General features: G+C 44.4%; 17 protein-coding genes. 8 read left to right on the top strand and 9 right to left on the bottom strand.

Translation table 11 applies throughout. The annotated features are described in order from the left end of the window. The first annotated feature begins 276 nt into the window (after positions 1–276). Positions 277–729, top strand: a complete 453-nt coding sequence (locus D5I41_RS08010; RefSeq protein WP_102547093.1) for an Hsp20 family protein — start codon at positions 277–279, stop codon at positions 727–729. Positions 730–782: 53 nt separating this feature from the next. Here D5I41_RS08010 and D5I41_RS08005 read toward each other — a convergent pair whose 3' ends face one another. Further along, positions 783–2,729, bottom strand: coding sequence for a winged helix-turn-helix domain-containing protein (locus D5I41_RS08005; protein WP_119009379.1), 1,947 nt, complete (start codon positions 2,727–2,729; stop codon positions 783–785). Between the two features lie 138 nt (positions 2,730–2,867). On the opposite strand from D5I41_RS08005, the gene D5I41_RS08000 reads away from it, so the two are divergent. Both D5I41_RS08000 and D5I41_RS07995 read left to right on the top strand, forming a co-directional pair. Continuing rightward, entirely contained in the window at positions 2,868–3,389 is a 522-nt protein-coding gene (locus D5I41_RS08000; protein WP_119009378.1) for a hypothetical protein, read from the top strand. A gap of 15 nt (positions 3,390–3,404) precedes the next feature. Beyond that, positions 3,405–3,761, top strand: coding sequence for a group I truncated hemoglobin (locus D5I41_RS07995; RefSeq protein WP_119009377.1), 357 nt, complete (start codon positions 3,405–3,407; stop codon positions 3,759–3,761). 53 nt (positions 3,762–3,814) lie between these two features. On the opposite strand, the gene D5I41_RS07990 is transcribed toward D5I41_RS07995, so the two are convergent. The 4 genes from D5I41_RS07990 to D5I41_RS07975 form a co-directional block, all read right to left on the bottom strand. Beyond that, positions 3,815–5,065 carry a valine--pyruvate transaminase gene (locus D5I41_RS07990; protein ID WP_119009376.1) on the bottom strand — a complete coding sequence of 417 codons (1,251 nt, stop codon included), beginning with the start codon at positions 5,063–5,065 and terminating at the stop codon, positions 3,815–3,817. Positions 5,066–5,238: 173 nt separating this feature from the next. Next, positions 5,239–7,305, bottom strand: coding sequence for a glycine--tRNA ligase subunit beta (gene glyS / locus D5I41_RS07985; protein WP_119009375.1), 2,067 nt, complete (start codon positions 7,303–7,305; stop codon positions 5,239–5,241). 2 nt (positions 7,306–7,307) lie between these two features. Beyond that, complete coding sequence (gene glyQ / locus D5I41_RS07980; RefSeq protein WP_017632669.1) at positions 7,308–8,222, bottom strand: glycine--tRNA ligase subunit alpha; 915 nt, start codon at positions 8,220–8,222, stop codon at positions 7,308–7,310. A gap of 240 nt (positions 8,223–8,462) precedes the next feature. Beyond that, the gene (locus tag D5I41_RS07975) at positions 8,463–9,950 is read right to left on the bottom strand and encodes a hypothetical protein (RefSeq protein WP_147094858.1); all 1,488 of its coding nucleotides are present in this window, start codon (positions 9,948–9,950) and stop codon (positions 8,463–8,465) included. Positions 9,951–10,343: 393 nt separating this feature from the next. Here D5I41_RS07975 and D5I41_RS07970 point away from each other — a divergent pair, with 393 nt between their 5' ends. After that, complete coding sequence (locus D5I41_RS07970; RefSeq protein WP_119011481.1) at positions 10,344–10,898, top strand: TMEM165/GDT1 family protein; 555 nt, start codon at positions 10,344–10,346, stop codon at positions 10,896–10,898. 10 nt (positions 10,899–10,908) lie between these two features. Here D5I41_RS07970 and tusA read toward each other — a convergent pair whose 3' ends face one another. Beyond that, the gene (gene tusA, locus D5I41_RS07965; RefSeq protein ID WP_017029819.1) at positions 10,909–11,157 is read right to left on the bottom strand and encodes a sulfurtransferase TusA; all 249 of its coding nucleotides are present in this window, start codon (positions 11,155–11,157) and stop codon (positions 10,909–10,911) included. Positions 11,158–11,454: 297 nt separating this feature from the next. On the opposite strand from tusA, the gene D5I41_RS07960 reads away from it, so the two are divergent. Continuing rightward, positions 11,455–12,396: a LysR family transcriptional regulator gene (locus D5I41_RS07960; protein WP_119009373.1), complete on the top strand. Its 942-nt coding sequence runs from the start codon at positions 11,455–11,457 to the stop codon at positions 12,394–12,396. A 46-nt stretch (positions 12,397–12,442) separates the two neighbouring features. Here the strand turns inward: D5I41_RS07960 and acuI are convergent, their stop codons facing one another. The 3 genes from acuI to fadB form a co-directional block, all read right to left on the bottom strand. Next, positions 12,443–13,426, bottom strand: a complete 984-nt coding sequence (acuI, locus tag D5I41_RS07955; RefSeq protein WP_119009372.1) for an acrylyl-CoA reductase (NADPH) — start codon at positions 13,424–13,426, stop codon at positions 12,443–12,445. 177 nt (positions 13,427–13,603) lie between these two features. After that, on the bottom strand, positions 13,604–14,767 hold the full coding sequence (gene fadA / locus D5I41_RS07950) for an acetyl-CoA C-acyltransferase FadA (protein WP_119009371.1): 1,164 nt from the start codon (positions 14,765–14,767) through the stop codon (positions 13,604–13,606). A 20-nt stretch (positions 14,768–14,787) separates the two neighbouring features. Beyond that, positions 14,788–16,959: a fatty acid oxidation complex subunit alpha FadB gene (fadB, locus tag D5I41_RS07945; RefSeq protein ID WP_119009370.1), complete on the bottom strand. Its 2,172-nt coding sequence runs from the start codon at positions 16,957–16,959 to the stop codon at positions 14,788–14,790. A gap of 197 nt (positions 16,960–17,156) precedes the next feature. Here fadB and D5I41_RS07940 point away from each other — a divergent pair, with 197 nt between their 5' ends. Genes D5I41_RS07940 through hemG form a run of 3 tightly spaced genes read left to right on the top strand, consistent with a single transcriptional unit; the run spans position 17,157 to position 19,787 of the window. Then, complete coding sequence (locus D5I41_RS07940; RefSeq protein ID WP_119009369.1) at positions 17,157–17,774, top strand: YigZ family protein; 618 nt, start codon at positions 17,157–17,159, stop codon at positions 17,772–17,774. Between the two features lie 7 nt (positions 17,775–17,781). Beyond that, positions 17,782–19,239: a TrkH family potassium uptake protein gene (locus tag D5I41_RS07935; RefSeq protein WP_119009368.1), complete on the top strand. Its 1,458-nt coding sequence runs from the start codon at positions 17,782–17,784 to the stop codon at positions 19,237–19,239. A gap of 11 nt (positions 19,240–19,250) precedes the next feature. Beyond that, positions 19,251–19,787: a menaquinone-dependent protoporphyrinogen IX dehydrogenase gene (gene hemG / locus D5I41_RS07930; protein WP_119009367.1), complete on the top strand. Its 537-nt coding sequence runs from the start codon at positions 19,251–19,253 to the stop codon at positions 19,785–19,787. The last annotated feature ends 266 nt before the right edge of the window (positions 19,788–20,053 follow it).

Genomic DNA, 20,053 nt, shown 5'->3' with positions numbered 1-20,053 from the left:
GTGCTTTTTTGTTTCTGTAAGCTTTTGAAAAATAAATTGATTTAAATTTTATTCAAAATAATCCCTTGAAACAGATTTTGCTCATCCCTATATCTAGTTGTGAAGAGGATGCCTGATGGGTCTTCTGAACCGCTTAACTCGCTTCGCTCATGAGAGGAAGGACAGAGAAAAGCACACAACTTAAACCTGTTGAACCCATGTCCTAGATGGAATGGAGACAACACCCTTAACTCGCCACTCTGAGTTAAGGCTATTGCTAATGAATAGGATAGTATTATGAGAACTGTAGATTTCACTCCTTTGTACCGCAATGCGATTGGCTTTGACCGTCTGTTTAACATGATGGAAGCGTCATCAACTAAGAACGCTTCTGCGGGATACCCTCCATACAATATCGAACAGCAAGATGAAAACAACTATCGTATTACTATGGCAGTGGCTGGCTTTGCTGACGATCAATTGGATATTACTCAAAAAGAAAACGTACTAATCGTGCGTGGCGAGCGTCAAGCTGAAGAAGGTAAAAAGTACATTTACCAAGGTATTGCTGAACGTGATTTTGAGCGTAAGTTCCAATTGGCTGACTACGTCAAAGTGGTTGGTGCGACAATGGAAAATGGTTTGCTACATATTGATCTGCAAAGAGAAATTCCAGAAGCAATGAAGCCTCGTAAGATAGCTATTAACGGTAGCAAACTTATCGAGAGCAACACTGACTCGGCAGAGTAGTGAGCAACATAATAAAGTAGTGAAAGAGCGCCTAAGGCGCTCTTTTTTATTGCTCATGCATCAACATTAAACCGGTATCCAGTACCTCTTACAGATTGAATGTGCGTTGAGTTGCTGCCTAGCTTCCTTCTTAAAGAGCGTATAATGGTATCCACCACATTACTTGAACCATTATGCTCAATTCCCCAAACCTCTTTTAGCAACAACTTACGCGATACCACCTCTTCCTGATGTGAGATTAATAGAGACAACGTATTAAACTCCAGTGGTGTTAGATCGATTTGCGAGTGGCTTGTTCGGATCTGCCTTGCATCAACATCAAACCATGATGGGCGGGTGATGATGGGCTCCTGACCGCTGAGCTCATGAAGAAGCCGCTTAGATACCCAGCCAATAACGGATTCTTCTCCCATATCTAGCATGGCTGAGTAATAGGGGATACCGTCAATATCGACTTCTATATCAAGAACTTGAAAACCTAGCTCAAGTGCCGCTGGAGCATAGGGCTGCAGATCTTGCAGAGTGAGATAGACGCGTTTAAGTTGAGGCCTCATTTCCAGATAGATTCGTTTTATGTCGAGCCAGCATGCGGCTTGTACGCCACTTAATGATTCTCCTTTATCTAGGGATAACCAACGACGAATAAAAATGTGCTCTGTATTGTTGCCGTCTGGCGCTTCAGTCTCGTTTAAGTGGGTAACCCAGGCCTTGGTTATAGGATCTTCATCTAGCTGGTGGGTCAGGATTTCCGTCGTTTTCAGTAAGCAGTAGAATCCAGCTATTTTTCCTTGTGTATCCTTAACACAATGAAAGGCATTGATATGTTTTTGCCACCAATATTCGTAGATGGATATTGCCTGTTGTGGCTCATGATTTGTAATGATAGCCATCACAGACTGCTTATCGGCTTCGCAAGCGGGCTCAATACTATATTTGCGCTGATCGTTGGGAGGAAAGAAGGCGTTACGAATGACACTGTTTTCTACCAGATAGATAATATCGGCCGTATAGCGCCACATCTGGCCCAGGCTCGCACTCTCTAGCTCGGTACGAATCTGCTGGCTCGCTCTTTGGCGAAAAACACTAAATTGTTGTGGCGAGCGGGACTTCAGATCCGAGCTTAATGTCTTTTTCAATACCTCATGCAAACTCAAGCCATCTTCATTGACCTCTACAAAATCGATCTGTGCTAAATCCTCATACAGCTTATTGGCTTGTGAATGAGTACAAAGCAGCATGGCCTTGAGTAAAGGCTCAGTCATTCGCCTGATCACCGAGCAGGCAAGTAATGCCTGCTGTAACTCAGGATCGTGAATGTCTTCAATAAAAAAACGCACCAATGAATGAATAATATTATTGGGAGGTTGTTCGCTCAATTGGCGTTGGGGTCGTTCCAATACCGCGTTACTGGCCAACCTCAGCGCAAGGGGATGACCATTAGCAAATTGGTTGATTCCCAATGCGGCACTGACTGAATGTCCCTGAGCTTGTAGGAAGCGAATAGAATCGTTAAAGGATAAGCACTCAAGTTTTAAGCTGAGGTAGTTTAGCTCTGGGCTTGGGTTGATGATCCACTGGTTAGCAGGCAGTAATCGACCACAAAATATAAGCCTTATCCTTCCTAAAAGAGCTGGCATGCATTCTTGTCTTAACCAAGATTCGATCAAGTTTATAGACTCAAATTGATCGAGTAACAACACGGGCGGAGTTGACGTTGTTGCCGCATCGAGAGCCGAAGAGATAGAGCTTAAACTTGCTTCATCACTCACAGTTATCTGCTGAAGACATTGCAAAAAGGCTCTTGGGGTTGGCTCTATTTGTTGGCAGTTGATTTTAAAACAGCGACTAGGATAGAGCGTCGCGAATTGGTTAAGAAGTGTGCTTTTTCCCACACCAGCAATGCCATATAAGCCAATCACATCAGGGCCATAGAACTGCATACTTTGAGCCAAAAACTCTAGCTCTCTGGCTCGAGTTTTTTCAATGACAGCTGTATCCATAGTAAATGCCTAGGTGAAGGTTGTAGGGTTTCTTATTCACGCGACTTCATGCAAATCTCATTAAATCCTCATAATTATAGTCGCTATCACGTTTTATCCTTGTAAGTGTCTTACATAGATGAAACGTAAGGATTTTTTATGAGTAAATTGCTAATAGGCATAGTGCTAGGAAGTTATTTGATTGGCTTTACTAGCAGTGCTGCAGATGAAAAGGTTCAGCGTGCAGAAAGTGCCGCACATAGCGACCTTAGCTCAAAAGCGACTATCCTTGATACCGATGGCTCAGTTTTGCGTGAGGGGAGCCCTCATTGGCATTGTGTTCCAGGCATCCCTGTTGTGCCCGGTGATATACACCCGATGTGTAACGATGCGGTATGGTCCAAATTACTTGAGGCCGCAGCTACCGGTCAGCCCTTTGAAACCGACCGAATAGGCATTTCATACATGATGCAAGGTGATGCGTATGTGAGTAACTCCAACCCAGCAGCTACGGATCCTGACAATGGTGATGTATGGGTGAAAGAGGGGCCACATTTAATGATTGTTGTGCCAAAAGAGCTTCTGAAAGGGGTGAGTGATGACCCCTTTAATGGAGGGCCTTATGTAATGTGGAAGGACACGCCTTATGCTCACATTATGGTGCCCATCAAGAATAAATAATGAAGGAATAGTGTTATGTCGACATTGTATGAAAGATTGGGAGGCTCAGAGTCTATTACTCAAATCTCCAGTGATATTGTAGACCTTCATCTTGCCAATAAGGCGATCAGCACTCGATTTGCTGATTCTGACTTATCGCGATTAAAGACGTCGGTGGCGGAGTTCTTTATTACGGGTACTGGAGGTCCTAACCTGTATAAGGGAAAAGACATGCTCGCTGTACATAAAGGCATGAATATTTCTGCTGTTGAATTTATTGCCGTGTTAGATGACGCTCTTGAGGCCATGAATAAAAATAATGTGGGGCAGAGAGAGCAAGAAGAAGTGCTCTTTGTTCTTTATAGCATGCGCTCTGATGTCATATTGGTTTGAGGATAGTAAACGACGATGGCGCTTATCGGTCATCGTCGCTTTTATATGGCGTATTATGCGCCTTGATAAGCCTTTTTGACTTCCTCAGCAATGATTTGAATACCCTTTTTCATATCGTCGTCATTCTGCACATAATTCATTCTTAGGCATTGGTGGGCATGAGTCCATTCATCATCTTGTCCGATAAAGAAGTATTCTCCAGGAACAATCAGAACGCCACGAGCTTTGAGGCGATTGTATAATTCCATGGTCGTGATCGGCAATTCATCAAACCACAGCCACAAGAAAATAGCGCCCTCAGGTTTATGAATTCTAAATCGGGTATCGGTGATCGCTTGTTGCAGTAGCTCTATTGCTCTTTGCGATTTTTGTGCATAAAAGGGCTTAATAACATTTGAGCTTAAATGTAATAAATCGCCTTTTTCTATCATGTGATTGGCAATACTAGGGCCAATGCTGCCAGGGGCTAACCCTATAATCCCGTTCATGTTAGTAAGTGCTTGCGTTGTCTCTTCGTTAGCTATAACAATGCCACAACGAACACCAGGCAAGCCCAGTTTCGATAAACTCATACATAGGATGGTGTTTTCATTCCAGAATGGCGTGATCTCTTCAAAGATGATATTTGGGAATGGGAAACCATACGCATTATCGATAATCAACGGAATGTTATTAGCTCGTGCTAGTTGATCCAGTTTATGGATCTCTTCATCGGTCAGTACATTACCGGTTGGATTGGTTGGTCGTGACGCACAGATTGCAGCAACCGATTCATCCACCGTTAACTGCTCAAAATCGACATGGTACTTAAATAAGCCATTATCGAGCAACTCTATCTCAGGGTGATAAGAAATGAAGATATCGTCATCAATACCGGCATCACCATAACCTATATATTCTGGTGCCAGTGGTAGCAGTATTTTTTTATGACTGTTATCGGGCTGTTTACCTGCAAAAAGGTTGAATAGGTAGAAAAAGCCACTTTGACTTCCGTTACTTAGGCTAATGTTTTTTTCGCTAATATCCCATCCATAAGTCTGTCGAAGCAGTTTAGCTAAGGACTTTATGAATGCATCTTTCCCTTGTGGTCCATCATAGTTTGCCATTGCAGCAACTAATTCACCATTGGCGAGCATTTCTGAGCTTGTTTGTGAAAAGTAATCGAGCATTTCTGGAATTGCAGCAGGGTTCCCGCCGCCAAGCATTATGGCTCCCGGTGTTCTTAAGCCGTCGTTTAAGTCATCCATTAAACGAGTAATACCAGAGTATCGATTGAATTTTTCACCAAACTTAGAAAATTGCATTGTGTTCTGTACCTGAATTTAAATGGGCAATGATAGATAGAGCGATTTGCCATGCCTTGAACATACCCGATAGTGCTCAAGAGACAAAGCAAAAATTAGAGGCACAAAAAGAAAAACCCAGCTCAAAAAAGCTGGGTTTCTATTCTTTATTCAATCACTTCATTATGAAGTGATTATTTTTGCAGAAGGGAGATATCTGCAATTTCTAGGAACAAGTTACGTAGGTTGTTCAGTAGAGTTAGACGGTTCTTTTTCAGAGCCTCGTCATCTGCCATAACCATGACGTTGTCAAAGAAGGTATCTACAGGCTCGCGAAGGTCAGCCAGCTTACTCAATGCGTCTTGGTAGTTACCTGTAGCAAAAGCAGGCTCAAGAGCTTCTGTCATGACTTCAACGTTTTCAGCCAGTACTTTCTCTGCGTCTTCGGTGAGCAGTGCGAGATCGATCTCGGCAGCTAATTCACCATCAAACTTGGCCAGGATATTACCCACGCGTTTGTTCGCTGCGGCCAAGGCTTCTGCTGCTTCTAATTCACGGAAGTGAGAAACAGCCTTAACACGGCGGTCAAAATCAGCAGGTTTAGTTGGACGGCGCGCTAGTACTGCTTGGATGATATCGATGCTGAAGCCAGCGTCTTGATACCAAGCACGGAAGCGACCCAACATAAAGTCGATAACGTCCTTCTCAACATTTTCATTGGTTAGCTTGTCGCCCAGTAGCTCTTTCGCTTTTGCGATTAGGTCGACTAGATCCAGGTTGTAGCCGTTTTCAACAAGAATACGCAACACACCTAATGATGCGCGACGTAGGGCAAATGGATCAGAACCCTTTGGAGCCTGACCAATGCCGAAGATACCAACGATAGTGTCTAGCTTGTCTGCCATTGCAACAGCAGATGAGATACCAGTGCTTGGTAGATCATCGCCAGCAAAACGAGGCATGTACTGTTCGTAAAGGGCTAATGCTACTTGCTCGTCTTCACCGTCATGGGTCGCGTAGTGCATGCCCATAACACCTTGAGTATCGGTAAACTCGAATACCATAGATGTCATTAGGTCACACTTAGCCAGCAGGCCAGCACGCTTAGATTTTTCAACGTCAGCATCGATTTGCTCAGCGATGTAGCCAGCAAGCTCAGTGATGCGGTCTGTTTTGTCTTTGATAGTACCAAGTTGTTTCTGGAAGATAGCTTGGTCTAATTCAGGCAAACGGTCGATCAGCGGACGCTTACGGTCTGTGTTGAAGAAGAACTCAGCATCAGCAAGACGTGGACGTACAACTTTCTCGTTACCTTCGATAACGTGGCGAGGTTCTTTAGATTCGATATTCGAAACGAAGATGAAGTTTGGTAGAAGATTCTTATCTGCATCATAGACAGGGAAATACTTCTGGTCGCCTTTCATGGTGTAAACCAAGGCTTCAGAGGGTACTTTTAGGAATTCTTGCTCAAACTTAGCCGTTAGGACAACTGGCCATTCAACCAAAGAGGTCACTTCTTCAACCAGGTCATCTTCTAGGTCTGCAATACCGCCAACGGCTTCTGCTGCCTTTTGAGCATCTGCAAGGATGATAGCCTTACGTGCTTCGTAATCGGCCATGACCTTACCGCGCTCTTCAAGAAGTGCAGGGTATTGATCAGCAGAATCGATAGTAAATTCTTGTTCGCCCATAAAGCGGTGGCCACGGATAGTACGAGCAGAGGCTACGCCTAGGATTTCGCCTTCAATTAGCTCATCACCTAGCAGTACTGTCAGTGTTTTCACTGGACGGATAAATTGAATGTCTGAGTTACCCCAGCGCATCGCTTTAGGAATTGGCAGGCCAGCAAGTGCTTTAGCTGCAATGTCGATCACCAAGTCTTGAACTGGTTTGCCAGCCACTTCTTGTTTGAAAAGAAGCCATTCACCTTTATCTGTTTTCAGGCGGTCAGCTTGCTCAACGGTAATACCGTTACCACGAGCCCAACCTTGTGCAGCTTTAGTCGCGTTGCCTTCAGCGTCGAATGCTACAGAAACAGCAGGACCACGTTTTTCAACGACTTTGTCTGCTTGGCCTTCAGCCAGTGCTGTTACTTTAAGTGCTAGACGGCGAGGTGCCGCGTACCACTTGATGTCTTCGTGAGAAAGCTCTGCAGTTTTAAGACCTGCTTCAAAGTTAGAAGCAAATGCTTCTGCTAGAGAACGAAGTGCCGTTGGTGGAAGCTCTTCCGTACCTAGTTCAATTAGAAAATTCTTCGCCATGATTATTTATCCTTCTTACACATAGGGAAGCCAAGCGCTTCACGTGACGCGTAGTACGCCTCTGCAACTGATTTAGTCAGGTTGCGGATACGAAGGATGTAACGTTGACGCTCTGTTACAGAGATAGCCTTGCGTGCATCAAGGATGTTGAATGCGTGACCTGCTTTTAGAATACGCTCGTAAGCTGGAAGCGGAAGAGGCTTCTCAAGCTCAAGTAGTTCTTTACACTCTTTTTCGCACTGGTCGAAGAAGGTGAATAGGAAATCTACGTCTGCGTGCTCGAAGTTGTATGTTGATTGCTCAACCTCGTTTTGGTGGAAGATATCACCGTAAGTCACGTTCGAACCATCTGGGGCAACGTTCCATACTAGGTCGTAAACAGAGTCTACTTCTTGGATGTACATTGCTAGGCGCTCGATACCGTAAGTGATTTCACCAGTAACAGGCTTACACTCAAGGCCACCTACTTGTTGGAAGTAAGTAAACTGAGTGACTTCCATGCCGTTTAGCCATACTTCCCAACCAAGACCCCAGGCACCCAAAGTTGGGTTTTCCCAGTTATCTTCTACGAAGCGAATATCGTGAACTAGTGGGTCGACACCAAGCACTTCAAGAGAGCCTAAGTACAACTCCTGAATATTATCTGGAGAAGGTTTAAGAGCTACTTGGAATTGATAGTAGTGCTGCAGGCGGTTCGGGTTTTCACCGTAACGACCATCAGTTGGTCGGCGTGAAGGTTGAACGTATGCCGTAGACATTGGCTCTGGGCCAAGTGCACGTAGACACGTCATTGGGTGAGAGGTGCCAGCACCTACTTCCATATCCAAAGGTTGAACAATGGTACAACCGTTTTGAGCCCAATAATCCTGCAGCGCGAGGATCATTCCCTGGAAGGTTTTGATATCGTATTTTTGCATAGTCAGGTTCGCGCGATTCTTTTGTCTGAAAAGGAAATAACTTTGAATTATACCCAGTTATTAGGGTTGGTAGTAGCGAAAAAATGCACAGTACCCCTAAGGAAGCAGGGCTGGAGGGTAAAAAAGGGGATTACAGAATAATTAAATGTGTTGGGAGTGGGTAATAAAAGCAAAGTCTCTATGCAATACCTGCCATTAAGAGTCTCATACTAGGCTCTTAATGACAGTATATGTTGTTCTCTAGTTTAGATTATCAAGAAACTTAAAGTTAATGGATCGGGTGTAGTCGTCATCACCTCGTGTTACTTCAAGATTCCCTATTTCTTGCCAAAGCACCAAACAAACATAGATGTTACATACAATGTCTTCATGGATGTCATCTGCTTTCATTTCGTTTATACCAGCCTGGTTAGATAGAGCTACTGGAGGAGTGAAAGTGCCATCACTTTCTAGATGGCTAGAGTAAATATCGTAGTCATAACTTGAGAGTATTTCTGATGCGAGAGATTGCTGCCAGGTGAGGAAGAAGTCTGTAGTAGAGGGGTTGTAGGCTATGCTGGGCTCATCGACAGCTGTGTCGTCATAGACAATACTATTTTCAACTGTTTGGGCTAAGACAATTCTTTCACTCAGTTCGCCGTTGGCAGATAAAATACGGGCATTAATTTGGCTAATGCTTTTCCCATCAATGTCAAACGTGGTCATATCGTTAGTTCTGTAACTGATACCATATACGTTTACTTCGGGGTTATAGGCTAATGATAGCTCTTCTGGTGTATCAAAGGTTCGCCCTTCATTTTCCTCTATGTTTATATTTTCACCACCGTCACTATCGATGATGATGATGTCGTCAACAGAACTAAGATCAGCATTAATTATTTGAGCTTCTAGGCCGTAGAAAAAACTCATCAAAGTGGGAGAATCGGACTCTGCGGTCTGGTAGGTATGCTGCCAAGCCACTAAAAATTGATTATCCTCTGAATTGTACTCTAGCTGAGAGCCTGTCAAATTATCCGTTTCAGGCTCACCTAGGGCTTGTGCATCGAACTCTCCCCTGATCAAGGTTGCTGAGTTCTCCAAGGAGCCATCTGATTTTATATATTGTACATAGATACCCTCAGGTGATGGATCTGGAGAGCAAAACTCTATGCCATCCCCTCTATGTTTCCATGCCATCAACCATTTGTTCTCCGCGGAGTTGTAAGCAATGCTGGCGTCACCATGTCGACACCCAATATCCAGCAGGGATTTGTTGATAATACTCCCTTGCCCATCAAGTAGGGCAAGCTGTAGTTTGTCAGAGTATTCGTCATTTCCATTGGGCATGGGTTTTTCCCATGCCACCAAGAAAGTGTTGTCGTTTGAGTTATAACTGATGGCTGCATCAGCAAGGTCAGTACCATCATCGACGTTATCTAAGACAATACTTTCACCGATACTGCCATCGTAATTTACTCTACGTAATTCTATCGTTTCAGACTCTGGTGTTGTTTCATAGTGCACCTCATTCCAAACAATAACGAAGTGATGATCTTTTGAATTGTAAGCAGCAGAGGCTTGTCGAGCTCGGTTGGTTAGTACGGATATAGATTGGGGTTCAACATTAATGCTATCAGGCGTGAATACATCCAAAGATGAATCCTCGACGAGATCATCTATCGTATTGTCATCATCACAAGCACTCAATGAGAGCATCATGAACAGGGGTAATAACGGCTTGCAACTCATAATCATCCTTGAAATCTGTTGAGCGTATTATCAAGGGTAGAAGAGTTTTGGTTGTCATGAAGAGAAATAACTAAAAACTCCTCCAAGGTATTAAATCACAATGCTGATGAAGGGAGGGGCGGTTTGCGCAGAAATAGGGTGTTCAAGCCACACTCATTGAGCGTAGTTTAGGGTTGCTTTTTTTATATTGGATTATTAAAATCGCGCCGTCTTTGGGGAGTAGCTTACCGCGACAACTCTTTTGTCCGGTTCGTCCGTCAACATAATTGATGCAAAATCATCATGGCGTTCGAGACCTAGTGTTTAGCAAGACCTTAGACAAGATTCATGAACCATGGTGGGGGAGTGAAGCTTGTCTATTGGTTTGTATTTCCCCCGCCTATCGAGAATCCTTTGAGCGTTTTAGCTATCTCTATCACTACCGTTGCCTTGGCGGAAATTGGTGATAAAACTCAACTTTTGTCGCTATTGTTGGCCAGTCGCTATCGAAAGCCAGTTCCTATAATTGCCGCCATATTCTTGGCAACGATTGCCAATCATGCCGTTGCTGCTTGGTTAGGCGTCTTAGTTTCAGATCTACTCAGTCCACAAGTATTGAGATGGGCTGTGGTGATTAGTTTTATCGCAATGGCTTTGTGGGTGTTGATTCCAGATAAGTTAGATGAAGATGAGTCGATATCAGGAAGAGGCCCCTTTGTGGCTAGTTTTATTGCATTTTTCATCGCAGAAATAGGTGATAAAACGCAAATCGCCACCTCTATTCTTGGTGCACAATATGCGGATGCATTAATGCTGGTGGTGCTGGGAACCACACTAGGTATGTTGTTGGCAAATGTACCTGTGGTACTTATTGGTAAGTTGTCGGCAGAGCGCTTGCCACTGGCAATGATCAGAAAGGTAACTGCTGCACTGTTTGCAATACTTGCGGTAAGCGCAGCCATTTACTAAAGAGGCAAGATTAAGCCAGCCCTTTTTTTATTAGATATTCAAATGGGGCTGCGTCGGTCTTTTCAGCGATTAACTGATGATCCATGAAGCGACAGAAGCTTGGAATATCGCGCACTGTAGAAGGGTCGTCCGCTTTAACTAGCAATACTTCGCCATCTTGCATATTACGAATGGTCTTTCTAACCATCATAACGGGCTCTGGGCAGCGTAAACCCTCTGCCTCTAGGATGTGATTTGCAACTTCTGGATTAAACGACATAGCTTCCTCTCCCAAAAAATGAGACCGCGATCATACTCGAGTATAAAAAATATTCAATATCAACTTGGCAATCTTCAGCTTAGGGTGTATTGTTAATTTAACTTAGATTTAACAACTTGATAACAGTTGAGTTGAACAGATATTCCGACACTATCCCTTTTTCTTGGGCTTCCCCGCACTCCGATGCGGGATTTTTTTGTCTAAAATTCAGTATCCTACCCAAGTTGGTTATTTGTAAACACGAATTCACTTAACTGATACTATAAAACAATAAGCTTTGTTGGTGTTTGAGGTTACATGGAACTAGAAGATATTTATCGCAGAGATCTTAATCTATTGATCGCGTTAAGGGTTTTGGTAGAAGAGGGAAGTGTGAGTCGAGCAGCCCTTCGGCTTAATCTCAGCCAGTCGGCAATGAGTCGTGTGTTGGGACGACTAAGAGAGCTGTTAAATGATCCACTGTTTACTCGCAATGGACAAAACCTCATAGCCACAGAAAAAGCATTATTAGTAAACGAACAGATTCAGTTTCCGCTAGAAGCTATAAGGGATCTACTCACTCCCACAGACTTTGATCCCTCACAGTGCACGCAACGCTTTGTGGTCGCTACCACTGACTATGCAATGCAAACCATACTGCCGTTTGCGCTACCTAAGATCTATGAAGAAGCGCCAAATATCTCCTTGGACTTTCAGCCACTACAGCATGACAACATCTATCATCAATTAACTGCAGAAAGAGCGGACATGGCTATCTGCCGAGCCGTTTCAGAAATGGTGCCTTTGCGTAGAGAAGTACTCGGTAAAGTGGGCGTTACTTGTTTACTATCAACGCATCATCCGTTAGTGGATAAGCCTTTGAGTATCGATGACTTTTTGACATTGCCTCACGCCATGATAGCGATTAGTGATGGTGTTAAATCTCTGATTGATGACAGTTTGCAGCCTCATGGCTCAATGAATTTGATCATGCGCGCATATCATTTAGAAGCAGCACTAGCGATTGTTGATCGCTTACCTTTGGTGATTACCGTTCCTGCCGATTTGGCTTATCTGGTATCAGAAAGACATAACTTAGTGATAAAGCCCCTACCATTTGAATTTACTCCCTTTGATTATTCTCTTATCTGGCATTCGAGATGCGATACATCTCCGGCGCAAAGGTGGTTGCGAGGGATACTAAAGAATGAATGTGGAAGGTTAATTGAAAAGAGGGTTATGGATTTAGGGTTGGAGTAAGCCAGCGAATCTCTTCGCTGGCTTATAGAATGCTGCCCCCAGCAATCTAACTTACTTTAATCACAACACGACCAGTGATTTGGCCATTGGTGATGTCATTGGCTGCTTGAATAGCATCTTCAAGATTAATGAGCTTAGTGGCTTGCTCAAAGTATGATGCAGGAAGCAGTTCCACTAAACGCTCCCAAGCTTGAATGCGTTTTTCTCTTGGGCACATTACAGAGTCAACACCTTGCAAGCGCACGTTACGCAAGATAAATGGCATCACTGAGGTCGGAAGGTCGAATCCTCCTGCAAGACCACATGCTGCTACAACGCCGTTGTAGTTAGTCTGTGCTAGTACTTTAGCCAGCATATTGCTACCTACAGTATCTACCGCTGCAGCCCATACTTGACGTTCTAGTGGTTTCGCAGGTTCTGCAAATTCAGAGCGCTCAACGATGCGAGAAGCACCTAGGCTTTTCAGCAGGTCACCATTTTGAGATGCACGGCCAGTTACTGCTGCCACTGAATACCCAAGTTGGTTTAGTAGGGTTACGGCTACGCTGCCTACACCACCGCTAGCGCCGGTTACTAAAATTTCACCGTCTTCAGGCTTTACACCACCATCAACGATAGCTTGTACACAAAGCATTGCGGTGAAACCCGCAGTACCAATACTCATTGCTTGCTGACCAGATAAACCGTCTACTAGCGGTACCAGCCAATCCCCTTTAAGGCGTGCTTTTTCTGACATGCCACCCCAATGGTTTTCACCTACGCCCCAACCAGTGAGTACGACTTTGTCACCAGTTTGGTAGCGAGCATCGTCAGAAGTTGTCACTGTACCGACGAGATCGATACCTGGAACCATAGGGAAGTTACGAATGATTTTGCCCTTACCCGTAATCGCTAGACCATCTTTGTAGTTTAGAGATGAGTAATCTACTGCGATTTCTACATCACCTTCTGGTAATAGTGATTCATCAACCTGCTCGATAGCAGCAAGGGTTTTTTTGTCTTCTTGGTTTAGAACAAGTGCTTTAAACATTAGTAACTCCAAAGGGTTAACGTGCTTGATTGCTGATAAGTTTAGAGACTATTTACCAATAAAAAAAATGATTTGTTATCATTTTAAGTATGCATTTTGCGCATTAATTGTGGTTAATTTATGATCTGAGTGGAGGTGCGACTCTAACCAATGTTAGAGCCGCATGTAGAGGGAGGGCTATGGTCGTTCAAATACAGTTGCGATACCTTGGCCTAAACCAATACACATGGTTGCTAAACCATATTTCGCATCCTTACTCTCCATTAAATTAATCAATGTTGTGGATATTCGAGCACCTGAACAACCCAGTGGGTGCCCAAGGGCAATGGCGCCACCATTGAGATTCACCTTTTCGTCCATTACTTCGAGCAGCCCAAGGTCTTTGGCTACCGGAAGAGCCTGTGCGGCGAAGGCTTCGTTAAGTTCCACTAGATCCATATCGTCAATGGTAAGCCCCGCACGCTTTAGGGCTTTCTTGGTTGCCGGAACAGGACCGTAGCCCATTGTGGCAGGATCGCAGCCAGCAATGGCCATTGATTTAACCTTGGCTCGAATAGTCAGGCCAAGCTCGTTAGCTTTTTCCTCACTCATTATCAGCATTGCTGAGGCACCGTCAGACAAGGCTGATGATGATCCTGCAGTCACAGAGCCGTGTGCAGGGTCAAAAACAGGCCTTAGTTGCGATAATCCTTCTACCGTTGTTTCGGGACGAATAACTTCATCGTAGTCGAGAGAAATAAGCGAACCATCCGCCGCGTGTGCTTCAGTGGCATAGATCTCTGACTTAAATGCACCGCTTAAGGTGGCTTGATGAGCGCGCGCATGTGAGCGTGCGGCAAACTCGTCCTGTTGCTCTCTTGGTATACCGTGTAGCTTACCTAGCATTTCAGCGGTCAGTCCCATCATGCCCGAAGCTTTGGCGACACTCTTACCCAAACCATCATGGAAATCGACGCCATGATTCATTGGAACGTGGCCCATATGCTCCACACCACCAATGATGCAAATATCAGCGTCACCCACCATTATAGAGCGACTCGCATCGTGCAATGCCTGCATGGAAGAACCACATAATCTATTTACTGTCACCGCGCCGATTTCAATAGGAAGACCCGCAAGTAGAGAGGCATTTCTGGCAATATTGAAGCCTTGTTCAAGAGTTTGTTGCACACAACCCCAATAGATATCTTCAATTTCGCCAGGGTTAACCGCTGGGTTTCTTTTCAACAGCCCCTTCATGAGATGAGCAGACAGATCTTCAGCTCGAACATGACGGAATGCGCCACCTTTAGAGCGTCCCATTGGAGTACGAATGCAATCAACAATTACGACATTTTTCATTTTCTAATCCCTCTTATTGATTACACGCTGGTGGCTTGTTGGTTTGCGTAAAAGCTATCGCCAGAATCGGCCATTGAGTAAAGCAGTTGTGGTGCTTTATACAGTGGGCCTAGTGATTGATACTGTTCACATAACGCCAGGTAATTTTTGATTCCTAAGCTGTCTAGGTAACGGAATACACCCCCTCTAAATGGTGGGAAACCTAAGCCGTATACCAGAGCCATATCCGCTTCTTGCGGCGAGGCAATAATGTTCTCCTCAAGACACAACACCACCTCGTTGATCATAGGAATCATCATACGATGAAGTACCTCTTCATCACTGAACTGTTTGTTTGGTGCGTTTAGAGTAGCTAAGTACTCACTAACGTCTGGGTTAAAGGACTTCTTAGGCTTACCTTTTCTATCAGGTTGATATTCGTAGAAACCCGCTCCATTTTTTTGGCCATAACGTTGTTGCTCAAATAGAACATCAATGGCGTCATTACCTTGCTTTGCCATTCGCTCAGGGAATCCACTGGCCATCACTTGCTGAGCGTGATGCGCGGTATCCAGTCCAACTACGTCTAGCAAATAGGCAGGTCCCATTGGCCAACCAAATTGACGTTCCATCACTTTATCGACGTGCTGAAAGTCAGCACCATCGTTGACTAGCTGACTAAACCCATTGAAATACGGGAATAGGACACGGTTTACAAAGAACCCTGGACAGTCATTGACCACGATAGGTGATTTACCCATTTTGGCGGCATAAGCCACAACGCGATTAATGGTCTCATCAGAGGTTTTCTCTCCACGAATGATTTCCACTAGAGGCATTCGATGCACAGGGTTAAAGAAGTGCATACCGCAGAAGTTTTCTGGGCGTTCTAATGATTTGGCCAAGAGGTTGATAGGAATGGTGCTGGTGTTAGAGGTAATTACGGCGTCAGTATCTGCGTATTGCTCTACCTCAGCTAGAACACTTGCTTTGACTTTAGGGTTTTCTACTACAGCTTCAATAATCACATCAGCTTGTTCAATACCTGCGTAGTGAAGGCTAGGTGTAATAGAGGTGAGAACCTTAGCTACTTTATCTGCCTTAATACGTCCTCGTTGTAGACGACTATTCAGCAACTTAGAGGCTTCATCTAAACCTAGGTCTAAAGAGGGCTGTGCAATGTCCTTCATTAGTACAGGAACGCCCTTGAGTGCGGATTGGTAGGCGATACCGCCACCCATAATACCTGCACCAAGCACGCCTGCTCGCTCGGTAGGTGTGTTCGATGCTTTGGCTGCTTTCTTGGCTAGACCTTTTATATATTGGTCGTTTAGGAATAGCCCTACTAGTGAAGTTGCGACCTCTGTTTGAGTTAGAGTTATGAAGTTTTCTCTTTCTATAGTGAGTGCTTCATCGCGACCAAACCTCGCGGCACTTTCAATGGTTTTAACGGCCATCATGGGTGCGGGGTAGTGAGGACCAGCCTTTTGAGCAACAAGACCTTTGGCGGTAGTAAAGCTCATCATGGCTTCTAGCTTGCCTAGACCTAGTGGTGAGGTTTTTTGTTTGCGACGAGCCTGCCAGTCAATAGCACCGCGATTGGCGTCATGAATAAGCGATACAGCAGAATCAAACAGTTTGTCTGTATCTACAATGGCATCGATTAAGCCTATTTTTAGTAATTGCTCCGCTCGCTTTGAACTGCCAGCGGTAATGATTTCCATTGCACTGTCAGCACCAATCAGGCGCGGTAGTCGAACGGTTCCACCAAATCCGGGCATTATCCCTAGTTTGGTTTCCGGTAATCCAATGTTGGCTGTCTTATCGGCTAAGCGGAAATCTGTCGCTAGAATGGCCTCACACCCTCCACCAAGAGCATGTCCTTTAATGACTGAAATGGTGGGAACAGGTAAGTCTTCAAGGTTATTAAAGATGGAGTTGGCGAATTGTAGCCACTGACTTAGCTCTTCTTTTGGCTTGGCAAAAAGCCCAAGAAACTCGGTAATGTCAGCTCCAACAATAAAGGCTTCTTTATCACTTGTAACAACCACACCCTTGAGGTCTTTAAGTTGTTGTAATGACTTAATGCCAATATCAAGGGATTCTAGTGTTTTAAGGTCGAGCTTATTGACGGAGTTCGCCCCACTAAAGCATATTTCGGCTATGCCATCTTGATGTTGTTTGACCGTGAGGGTCTCTGCTTGATAGATCATCCGTGTTCTCCATGAGTCGGGTCAGCCTTATAGGCGAGCTAAAGATCGTGGTAAGACCAGTTAAGTTTGACGAGTTACCAAGTAAAATTCAATACATTTGTTCAACAAGTTGTTAACAAGTGTTGCTTCGGTCACTATTAATCGAAATGCGTTCTCGTGATAAACTAATAGGATTACCTAAATAAAACATAGATCTAATGAATGCCTCTCCTTATCTAGTACCCGCAAAATCGACGATTTTTGAAGAAGAGATCAAGAAGAGTCAGTTTATTACCTACTTGGCTCACACTCCGTCTATTGAACAAGCCAAAGCATTTGTAGACGAAATAAAGGCGAAACATAATGACGCGAGACACAATTGCTGGGCATTTGTTGCTGGTCGTCCTGAGGATTCAATGAAATGGGGGTTCAGCGATGATGGCGAACCCTCTGGTACTGCAGGTAAGCCGATATTGGCTCAGTTGACGGGTTCAGGGGTGGGCGAGCTTACTGCAGTAGTGACTCGATACTATGGTGGTATTCGGTTAGGCACTGGTGGGCTGGTTAAAGCCTACGGTGGAGGGGTTCAACAAGCCCTCAAACGACTAGAGACAATCGAAAAGAAAATCACAACTCAGTTAATAGTAGAGGTTGATTACTCTCTCATATCATTAACTCAGTCTATTATGGCGCAGTATGAGGCAGTGGAAATCTCAGCCTCCTACGATATCAAGGCTAAACTGATTGTGGAGATTGAAGTCCTCAACGAAAGTGACTTTATCCAAACCATGACTAATAAAACAGGGGCGAAAGCCTTAGTTTCAAGGATGAGCTAACCCAAGTATGCAGTTTCGTTCCATTATTCGAATAGTAGGCCTGCTACTTGCGCTGTTTAGCGTATCTATGTTGGCACCTGCAGGGGTCGCTCTAATTTATCGTGATGGTGCAGGTGTCCCCTTCGTGGTGACCTTTGTCATTTTGTTGATATGTGGCTTTGCCTGCTGGTTCCCTAATCGGCATCACAAGCGAGATTTAAAAGCACGTGATGGCTTTCTTATCGTTGTTTTGTTTTGGACGGTTATCGGCAGCGCAGGCTCCCTTCCTTTTCTTGTTATCGACAATGCAGCCGTAAGTGTTGCCGATGCTTTCTTTGAGTCCTTCTCTGCATTAACCACTACCGGTGCCACCGTGCTTGTTGGGTTAGATGAATTGCCCAAAGCAATGCTTTTTTATCGGCAGTTCCTACAGTGGTTTGGCGGTATGGGGATCATCGTGTTAGCGGTGGCTATATTGCCGGTCTTAGGTATCGGTGGCATGCAGCTCTATCGCGCAGAAATACCGGGACCTGTTAAAGACAGCAAAATGACTCCGAGGATTGCTGAAACGGCTAAGGCACTTTGGTATATCTATTTAAGCTTAACGGTAGCCTGTGCCATTGCCTTTTGGATGGCTGGCATGACTTTCTTTGATGCGGTTGGACACAGTTTTTCAACCATCGCTATTGGTGGCTTCTCTACCCACGATGCGAGCATGGCTTACTTTGATAGCTACGCGGTGAATATGATCACTGTAGTCTTCTTGCTTATCTCTGCGTGTAACTACTCTTTGCACTTTGCTGCGTTTGCCTCCGGTGGTGTCCATCCTAAGTACTATTTAAAAGACCCTGAGTTTAGAGCCTTTATTGGAGTTCAGATCATATTGTTCGCGATTTGCTTCTTAGTGCTACTCAACCATCATAGCTACGACACTTACTATGAAGCCTTTGACCAAGCCTTGTTCCAAAGTGTGTCTATCTCCACAACTGCTGGATTTACGACTACGGGTTTTGCTGAGTGGCCATTGTTCTTACCTGTGCTTTTGCTCTTCTCTTCTTTTATAGGAGGCTGTGCTGGCTCAACGGGTGGTGGTATGAAGGTAATACGAGTACTGCTATTAACATTACAAGGGTTTCGTGAACTCAAGCGTCTTGTTCACCCTAGAGCCGTATTTACTATCAAGCTGGGTAATAAAGCGCTGTCATCAAGGGTTATTGATGCGGTTTGGGGTTTCTTCTCTGCATATGCGTTGGTTTTTGTTATCTGTATGCTGGCTCTGATTGCAACAGGTATGGACGAACTCACCGCATTCTCAGCGGTAGCATCAACATTAAATAACCTAGGCCCAGGTCTAGGTGAGGTGTCACTGCATTACGGTGATATAAGTGACTCTGCGAAATGGGTCTTAGTGGTCTCTATGTTGTTTGGTCGACTAGAGGTCTTCACACTATTGATCCTATTTACTCCTGCATTTTGGAAAAGCTAAAGGAAGAACCATTGAAAAAGGCAGCATTATTGTATTCCACTTGCGATGGACAGACTCGTAAGATATCAGCTCATATAGAGAGCGAACTAGAAGGATTTGAATGTGAGTCTTTTGATCTAGCCTCTATAGATACGCTGGATTTACTCAAATTTGACCGCGTAGTGATTGGTGCTTCAATACGTTATGGGCACTTGAACAAGAAACTGTACCAATTCATTCAAAAGCACCTAGTACAACTTGAGCAAGTCAATGCGGCTTTCTTCTGTGTGAACCTTACTGCGAGAAAAGAAGACCAAGGTAAAGATACCCCTGAGGGGAGTGCCTACATTAAAACCTTTCTAAAGAAATCACCGTGGGAGCCGACGTTAATTGGGGTCTTTGCCGGAGCTCTACGTTATCCTCGCTATAACTTCTTCGACAAATTTATGATTCGCTTCATTATGTCTATGACGGGTGGAGAAACGGATACAAGTAAAGAGGTCGAGTATACCAACTGGGAAAAGGTCTCTTTATTCACGAAAAAAGTGGTAGAAATGGATAGAAAATAGTCACTTTTAGCCTCTAGTGGTGCAAAAATAGCCGAAGAACAATAAATTAAAAAAAAACGCTAAAAAAGGCTTGCCAATGTGACTCAGCTCTCTATAATGCGCCCCACTGACACGGCAATGGCGACAACGCTTCGCAGTGTTTCAGTAGGCTAAGTAGCTGAATCATTTGAGTTTAACTTCTCTTCGAAAATAAATTCAAAAAAGTGTTTGACACTGAGATTCAAATCGCTAGAATGGCCGTCCGCTTGAGAGGTAAGCCTCGAAAA

This window comes from Vibrio superstes (genome assembly GCF_003569005.1).
In the GTDB taxonomy this organism is placed as follows: Bacteria; Pseudomonadota; Gammaproteobacteria; order Enterobacterales; family Vibrionaceae; genus Vibrio; species Vibrio superstes.
This window is presented reverse-complemented; position numbering and strand designations above follow the sequence as displayed.

Excerpts from the sequence above, each read along its gene's own strand:
- acuI (WP_119009372.1), bottom strand. The coding sequence starts at position 13,426 with ATGTTTAAAGCACTTGTTCTAAACCAAGAAGACAAAAAAACCCTTGCT.
- fadA (WP_119009371.1), bottom strand. The coding sequence starts at position 14,767 with ATGAAAAATGTCGTAATTGTTGATTGCATTCGTACTCCAATGGGACGC.
- D5I41_RS07975 (WP_147094858.1), bottom strand. The coding sequence starts at position 9,950 with ATGAGTTGCAAGCCGTTATTACCCCTGTTCATGATGCTCTCATTGAGT.
- D5I41_RS07935 (WP_119009368.1), top strand. The coding sequence starts at position 17,782 with ATGCAGTTTCGTTCCATTATTCGAATAGTAGGCCTGCTACTTGCGCTG.
- glyQ (WP_017632669.1), bottom strand. The coding sequence starts at position 8,222 with ATGCAAAAATACGATATCAAAACCTTCCAGGGAATGATCCTCGCGCTG.
- D5I41_RS08010 (WP_102547093.1), top strand. The coding sequence starts at position 277 with ATGAGAACTGTAGATTTCACTCCTTTGTACCGCAATGCGATTGGCTTT.
- D5I41_RS07940 (WP_119009369.1), top strand. The coding sequence starts at position 17,157 with ATGAATGCCTCTCCTTATCTAGTACCCGCAAAATCGACGATTTTTGAA.
- D5I41_RS07960 (WP_119009373.1), top strand. The coding sequence starts at position 11,455 with ATGGAACTAGAAGATATTTATCGCAGAGATCTTAATCTATTGATCGCG.
- D5I41_RS07995 (WP_119009377.1), top strand. The coding sequence starts at position 3,405 with ATGTCGACATTGTATGAAAGATTGGGAGGCTCAGAGTCTATTACTCAA.
- D5I41_RS08000 (WP_119009378.1), top strand. The coding sequence starts at position 2,868 with ATGAGTAAATTGCTAATAGGCATAGTGCTAGGAAGTTATTTGATTGGC.
- tusA (WP_017029819.1), bottom strand. The coding sequence starts at position 11,157 with ATGTCGTTTAATCCAGAAGTTGCAAATCACATCCTAGAGGCAGAGGGT.
- D5I41_RS07990 (WP_119009376.1), bottom strand. The coding sequence starts at position 5,065 with ATGCAATTTTCTAAGTTTGGTGAAAAATTCAATCGATACTCTGGTATT.
- fadB (WP_119009370.1), bottom strand. The coding sequence starts at position 16,959 with ATGATCTATCAAGCAGAGACCCTCACGGTCAAACAACATCAAGATGGC.
- D5I41_RS08005 (WP_119009379.1), bottom strand. The coding sequence starts at position 2,729 with ATGGATACAGCTGTCATTGAAAAAACTCGAGCCAGAGAGCTAGAGTTT.
- glyS (WP_119009375.1), bottom strand. The coding sequence starts at position 7,305 with ATGGCGAAGAATTTTCTAATTGAACTAGGTACGGAAGAGCTTCCACCA.